Source organism: Hydrogenophaga sp. FW305-3-2-15-A-LB1, from assembly GCF_058787875.1.
The window spans coordinates 1-6,943 of record NZ_JBYTAE010000146.1 but is presented as its reverse complement, the minus strand read 5'-3'; the positions used below and the strand labels follow the sequence as shown (position 1 = coordinate 6,943).

Annotated in this window: 5 protein-coding genes; 1 reads left to right on the top strand and 4 read right to left on the bottom strand. The window is 69.9% G+C overall.

Going from position 1 to position 6,943, the window contains the following annotated elements; translation table 11 throughout:
* The first annotated feature begins 73 nt into the window (after nt 1-73).
* Nucleotides 74-1,033, top strand: a complete 960-nt coding sequence (locus AC3WPZ_RS27270) for an MBL fold metallo-hydrolase (protein ID WP_492442474.1) — start codon at nt 74-76, stop codon at nt 1,031-1,033.
* 51 nt (nt 1,034-1,084) lie between these two features.
* Here the strand turns inward: AC3WPZ_RS27270 and mdoH are convergent, their stop codons facing one another.
* The 4 genes from mdoH to AC3WPZ_RS27250 form a co-directional block, all read right to left on the bottom strand.
* The gene (gene mdoH, locus AC3WPZ_RS27265) at nt 1,085-3,055 is read right to left on the bottom strand and encodes a glucans biosynthesis glucosyltransferase MdoH (protein WP_444687311.1); all 1,971 of its coding nucleotides are present in this window, start codon (nt 3,053-3,055) and stop codon (nt 1,085-1,087) included.
* Between the two features lie 50 nt (nt 3,056-3,105).
* Nucleotides 3,106-4,677: a glucan biosynthesis protein G gene (locus tag AC3WPZ_RS27260; RefSeq protein ID WP_492442472.1), complete on the bottom strand. Its 1,572-nt coding sequence runs from the start codon at nt 4,675-4,677 to the stop codon at nt 3,106-3,108.
* Between the two features lie 190 nt (nt 4,678-4,867).
* Nucleotides 4,868-6,277: a sigma 54-interacting transcriptional regulator gene (locus AC3WPZ_RS27255; protein WP_382154692.1), complete on the bottom strand. Its 1,410-nt coding sequence runs from the start codon at nt 6,275-6,277 to the stop codon at nt 4,868-4,870.
* Nucleotides 6,274-6,943, bottom strand: a 670-nt coding sequence (locus AC3WPZ_RS27250; protein ID WP_492442470.1) for a hypothetical protein, incomplete at its 5' end; no start/stop codon positions are given. The genes AC3WPZ_RS27255 and AC3WPZ_RS27250, both read right to left, overlap by 4 nt.

The following is a 6,943-nucleotide window of genomic DNA, read 5'->3' as shown; positions in this document are numbered from 1 at the left end:
ACCCTGCCCACCCGTTGGAATGAAGTAAGCCGTATCCTCACAAACCCCGTCAACCCAAGTGGAGCAAAACCCCATGAACACCCATCGCTGGCTGCAGAAAACCTCCCTCGCCATCGCCCTGGCTCTGGGGGCGGCAACGGCCCAAGCCGGAGCGCCCATGGTCAAGACCTCGGCGCCGGGTTACTACCGCATGATGCTGGGCGACTTCGAGATCACCGCACTGTCCGACGGCACGGTGGATCTGCCGGTCGACAAGCTGCTCACCAACACCCAGCCGGGCAAGGTCACAACCGCGCTCAACCAGTCCTTTCTCAAGGCCCCGGTCGAAACCTCGGTCAACGCCTACCTCATCAACACCGGCAGCCAGCTCGTGCTGGTGGACGCCGGCGCCGCCGGCCTGTTCGGCCCCACCCTCGGCAAACTGCTCGGCAACCTCAAGGCCGCCGGCTACCAGCCCGACCAGGTGGATGCGGTCATCGTCACCCACATGCACCCCGACCACGTCGGCGGCCTCCTGGCCGGCGACCAACGCGCCTTCCCCAACGCCACCGTGCACGCCGACCAGCACGATGCCGACTTCTGGCTCAGCCAGGCCCAGATGGAAAAAGCACCGGCCGACGCCAAAGGCTTCTTCCAGGGCGCCATGGCTGCGCTCAACCCCTACATCAGCGCCGGCAAGTTCAAACCCTTCAACGGCGACACCGAACTCGTGCCCGGCATCAAGGCCCAGGCCTCGCGCGGCCACACACCGGGCCACAGCACCTACCTGGTGGAAAGCAAGGGCCAGAAGCTGGTGCTGTGGGGCGACCTGATGCACGTCGCCGCAGTGCAGTTCGCCAACCCCGCTGTCACCATCGCATTCGACACCGACAGCAAGGCCGCCGCCGCGCAGCGCCAGAAGGCCTACGCGGACGCCGCGAAGAACGGCTACTGGGTCGCGGCTTCCCACCTCTCGTTCCCCGGTATCGGCCACCTGCGCCGCGAGGGCAAGGGCTACCGCTTCGTACCGGCGAACTACAGCGTCGTGCGCTGAAACGACAACGCGCCGCAAGAGCGGCGCGTTGGACGGAAACGGGGGCGCCGGTCAGGCCGCGTGCGGCAGGCCGAAGCGGCTGGCATGGCGCCAGGCGCGGCGCAGCACCGCGGGTGACCACGATTCTTCGGGAATCAGCAGCACGCCCCGCGAGCGCATCCAGGCACCCAGGTCCACATGGCTGGTGGCCACGGTCAGCGGCACCGCCAGCAGCAGCGGCATCGCCACCGGTGCCAGCCAGATCAGCGCGTTGGCGTTGATCGCGGCCACACCCACGGCCAGCAGGCCGATCACCAGGGTCATGGGGGCCAGCCGCGCCACGGCATCGCGCCAGGTCACGCCGGCCGCTTCGCGCGGAGGCGACTTCCATTCCAGCTTCAGGCCGGTGATCGCCACCAGCACGAACAGCGAGTGCGCCAGCATGCGGATCGGCGCCTGCATCAGGGCCAGCACGGTTTCCACGGCCGAGCTGCCCAGCAGGCCCACGGTGCCACCGAAGGACTTCTGCTCGCCCTTCATGAACACCGCCAGCAGGCCCAGCACGCGCGGCATGAAGAGCATGGTCAGCGTCCACATCCACAGCGCGCGCAGTTCTTCGGGCACGGCCTGCCAGCTCGGGATGGCGCTGGAATCGGCCGCCCACAGCGCGGTGCCGATGGACAGGAAGGCCAGCCACAGCGGGGCCGAGAGGTAGGACATGGCGCCGATGGCGAACATGGTGCGGTGCACGCGGTGGATGCCGGGTTCGGCCATCAGGCGCGAGTTCTGCAGGTTGCCCTGGCACCAGCGGCGGTCGCGCTGCAGTTCGCTCAGCAGGTCGGGCGGCTGCTGCTCGTAGCTGCCGGTCAGGTCGGACACCAGCCACACGTGGTAGCCGGCACGGCGCATCAGCGCGGCTTCGACGAAGTCGTGCGACATGATGCCGCCGGACATGCCGCCCGTGCCCTTGATGGGCGCCAGCGCGCAATGCTTCATGAAAGGCTCGACGCGGATGATCGCGTTGTGGCCCCAGTAGTGGGACTCACCCAGCTGCCAGAACTGCATGCCCAGCGTGAACAGGCGCCCGGTCACGCGCGAGCCGAATTGCTGCGCGCGCGCATGCAGGGTGGCGTGGCCGATGGCCTGGGTGGCGGTCTGGACGATGCCGGCGCGGGGGTTGGCTTCCATCAGCTTGACCATGGACACCAGGCAGTTGCCGCTCATGACGCTGTCGGCGTCGAGCACCACCATGTAGCGGTAGTCCTTGCCCCAGCGGCGGCAGAAATCGGCCACGTTGCCGGCCTTGCGGTGCGTGCGGCGGGTGCGCAGGCGGTAGTACACCTCGATCGACGGCAGCTCGGGCTGGGCGGCCAGCGCGGCGCGCAGGTCTTCCCAGGCCTTGCGTTCGGCCTGGGCGATCTCGGGGTTGTAGCTGTCGGAGAGCACGAACACGTCGAACTGGCCGGCGTGGCCGGTGGCGGCGAGCGATTCGCAGGTGGCGCGCAGGCCGGCGAACACGGTGGCCACGTCCTCGTTGCAGATCGGCATGATGATCGCCGTGCGCGCCTCGGGGTTCATGGCGTGGTCTTTCACGTCGGCCGCGCGCAGCGTGTGGCGGTCACCGAACAGCGAGACCCAGAAGCCCATGAGCGCCGTCACGAAGCCGGTGACGACCCAGGCCGAGAGCAGGCCGAACAGCGCGAGCTGGCCGTACTGCAGCCAGGCGTTGTGGTGCTCGGGCTGTGCATCGGCGAACAGGCTGGTGGCGAACGCGGTGCTCACCACGGTGAGCAGGGCGAACACCAGTCGGCGGCGGTTGGCCGCGCTCTGCCAGGCCATGGGCGCTTCGGCGACCTCGGCGGACGCCACGGCGGGCGTGCGCGGGGGCAGCACGCGGCTGGCCGTGCTCAGCAGCGCGGTGCCGATGCTGTTCCAGAAGCCGCGCCAGGGGCGAGGCACCATGGAGCCGCGGTTGATCGGAGGCGCCGTGACGGAATTGGGGTGGCGCTCTTCGCGCAGCTGGGTCAGGGCATGCTGGGGCATGGGAAGGCTTTCAGGCGCCGCACCGGGGTGCGAACTGGGGTGGGCCGTGCTCATTCGGGAAGCAGCAGATGTGTCCATGTTTCGCTCACGGTGTCGTTGTGGTGTTGAAGAAAGGCGCGCAGCTCGACCGGCTGGGTCGGGTCCACGCGCTCGACGCGCACGGTCACGCGCCAGGTGCGCGTGGCGGGATTGGGGTAGGCCAGGGTTTCGAGCACGCGGCCATTGGTGTTGGCCGTGACCACCGCCTTGACGGGCGCACCGGCGGGCAGGCTGTCCAGCGCGGGGCCGGCGAAATCGATCACGTACTGCGGCTGGCGCGCCTGCTCGGCCGGCGAGAGGCGGGTGAAGCCATAGCCCTTGCGGGTCTGGGTGACCCAGCTCGACGGGGGGCGCTGCTGGGTGTCGCCCTGCCAGGCCAGTTCGTAGCTCAGTTCCAGCGGCTGGCCGGCGGCAGGCAGTTGGGCGGGCACCCAGTAGGCGACGATGTTGTCGTGCGTCTCATCGGGCGTGGGCAGCTGCACCAGCTCCACACGGCCCGCGCCCCAGTCGCCCACCGGCTTGACCCAGGCGCTCGGGCGGCGCTCGTAGCGCGCTTCCACGTCTTCGTAGTTGGCGAAGGCACGGTCGCGCTGCATCAGGCCGAAGCCGCGCGGGTTCTGCAGGGTGAAGGAGCTGACCGTGACCGCCTTGGGGCGCTGCAGCGGGCGCCACAGCCACTCGCCTTCGCCGCTGACCATCATCAGGCCGTCGGAGTCGTGCACCTCGGGGCGGAAGTCGCCGGGCATGGGCTGGTTCTCGCCCGAGAGGAACATGCTGGTGAGCGGGGCGATGCCCAGGGTGTTCACCGGGCCGGCGCCGGCGCGCAGGAACACGCGCGTGGTCACCGTGGTGGTGGTCTGCTGGCCGGGGCGGATCACAAAGCGGTAGGCGCCGGTGGCGCGCGGCGATTCGAGCAGCGCGAACACGGTGACCTCGGTCGCGCCCGCGGCGGGGCGCTGCAGCCAGAACTCGGAGAAGCGCGGGAACTCCTCGCCGCTGCCGCCCACGGTGTCGATCGCCAGGCCGCGCGCCGACAGGCCGTACTGCTGGCCCGCGCCGAGCGCGCGGAAGTAGCTCGCGCCCTGGAACACGATCAGCTCGTCCTTGTAGGCCTGGCCGTTGAGCGGGTAGTGCAGGCGAAAGCCCGCGTGGCCCAGGTCGCCCCAGCGGCTGGTGTCGAAGCTGTTCTTGCCGTAGTCGAAATCGGCGCCCCGGTAGGGCAGGTGGTTCACCGTGCCGTCGGCCGTCAGTTCGTGGATGCGCACCGGCTCGGTCTGGTACAGGCCGAGGTGGAAAAACTGGGCTTCGAAGGGCAGGTTCTGCGCGCGCCAGACGGACTGGTCGGTCTTGAACCGGATGTCGCGCAGCTGGTCGTAGGTGATGGTGGCGAGCTCGGCGGGCAGCTTGTCGCTGTTTGCCTGATAGGGCTGCTGGGCACGCGCCTTGGCGAGCTGGGTGATCTGGTCCCAGTCCACACGCTGTGCGTGGGCCGACGCCCCGCAGAACGAGGCCAGCAGGGCGCCGAGCACGCCCCAGCCGCGCAGGCGGCGGGTGGTGAAAAACGGGCGAATCGTGAAGGGCATGCCGGTATAAGGGCAAACCCTGTGCCAACCCGAAAAAACCCAATCAGATCAACGACTTTTCCCGTATCCAGATGTGTTTTCGGCGTTTCGCCGCGCTGGCGGGCATTTCAAGCCCCGTTTTTGTCGCCGAATGGCGACAGGCTGGGCCTTCGTTCAGAAAAAAACCAGCAAAAACAAGGGCTTGGCCTTGTCACTCATCGGCGACAGCGTCGCTGGCGGCGCCCGGCGCATCGCTTTTGAACAGCCCCGGGGTCAGGGCGTGTTTCTGCAGCAGGCGGTAGAACTCGGTGCGGTTGCGCTGCGCCAGGCGGGCCGCGTCGGCCACGTTGCCGTCGGTCATCTTGAGCAGGTCCACCAGGTACTCGCGCTCGAAGCGCTGCTTGGCGTCGGCGAAGCTGAGCACCTCGATCGACGGCGTGCGCAGCGCGCGCTGCACCAGCGCGAGCGAGACCAGCGGCGTGGTCGACAGGGCGCAGACCTGCTCGACCACGTTGTAGAGCTGGCGCACGTTGCCGGGCCAGGCCGCCAGGGTGAGCGCCTTGAGCGCCTCGGGCGCGAAACCCGAGCTGCGCTTGCCGTACTTGGCCGCGAGCCGGGCCAGGAAGTGGTTGGCCAGCAGGGCGATGTCCTCGCGCCGCTCGGCCAGGGTGGGCAGCGTGAGCGTGACCACGTTGAGCCGGTAGTACAGGTCCTCGCGGAACTGGCCGGCGGCCATCGCGTCTTCCAGGTCGCGGTGGGTGGCCGAGATGATGCGCACGTCCACCGGCAGCGACTGGCTCGAGCCCAGCGGGCGCACCGCGCGCTCCTGCAGCACGCGCAGCAGCTTGACCTGCAGGGCCGGCGGCATGTCCCCGATCTCGTCGAGCAGCAGCGTGCCGCCGTCGGCCGCCTGGAACAGGCCCTTGTGGTTGGCCACGGCGTCGGTGAACGCGCCTTTCATGTGGCCGAACAGCTCGGATTCGAGCAGGGCCTCGGGGATCGCGCCGCAGTTCACCGCGATGAAGGGGCGGTTGGCGCGCGCGCTGGCCTTGTGGATGGCGCGCGCCAGCATTTCCTTGCCGGTGCCCGAGTCGCCGCGCAGCAGCACGCTGGCGTCGGACTGCGCGACCATGCGCGCCTCGGCCAGCAGGTCGGCCATGCGGTTGGAGCGGCTCACGATCTCGCTGCGCCAGGCCTCGTCCACGTGGGTGTTCTGGTGCGCGGGCGCGCCCAGGGCCAGGGCCTGCGCGATCTTCTCGAGCAGTTCCTTGGCGTCGTAGGGCTTGGTGAGGTAGGTGAAGACGCCACGCGCCGTGGCCTCCACCGCATCGGGGATGGTGCCGTGCGCGGTCAGCAGGATCACCGGCAGCGAGGGGTGGCGCGCGCGGATCTCGTCGAACAGCGCCAGGCCGTCGCGCCCGGGCAGGCGCACGTCGGAGAGCACCAGCTGGGGCCGTTCGATGTCGAGCTGGCTGAGCGCGGCCTCGGCCGAGCCGACCGAGGTCACCTGGTAGCCCGCCGCGCCCAGGCGCATGGCCAGCAGGCGCAGCATGTCGGCGTCGTCGTCGACAACCAGCAGCCGTGCGCGCGGCGCCGAAGGCCGCTCGGGGCTGGCGTTCATGGCGTGGTGGGGCGCGCGCCGTTGGGCGCGGCGGCCGGTGGGCGCGTGGTGAGGCTGCGCTCGATGGCGCGCATGGCTTCCAGCCGTTCGTTGAGCTGGTCGATGCGGCGCTGGCTGTCGCGCAACTGCTGGGCCTGGCGGTCCGTGGTTTCCTCCAGCTTGCGCTGGTCCAGCAGGCGGTTGGCCAGCAGCCGGGCGAGCGGCTTGAGCGGCAGGCTCTCGGGGCCGGGGTGGGCGATCACGCGTTGGAACAGACCGAGCGCGCGCGCGGTGTCGGCCGGCTGGCGCAGGTGGGTCAGCGCCAGGGCCAGCTGCATCTGGCGCAGCGCCACGTTGCCGGGGTCGCCCTGCACCACGATCTCGGCGGCGAGGTCGGCGGGGCTGAGCGCGTGCAAGCGGTCGGCGTAGCTCAGCAGGGCCGTGACCACGTCGGGCACCGGGGTCGTGTCACCGCTGAGCACCATGGGGGGTTGCGAGGGTGGGGCCGTCACCGGCGTCACCAGGGGCGGCGCGGTGGCCACGGTGACCGTGGGGTTGGTCATCTGGATGGTCACCGTGCCGTTGCCGACGGTCTCGGGCACGGTCGGCGCCGTGCCGCAGGCGGCCTGCGACAGGGCCAGCGCGGCGACCAGGCCGGTGAGGCGCCCTGCGTGGGTGGGGTGGGAT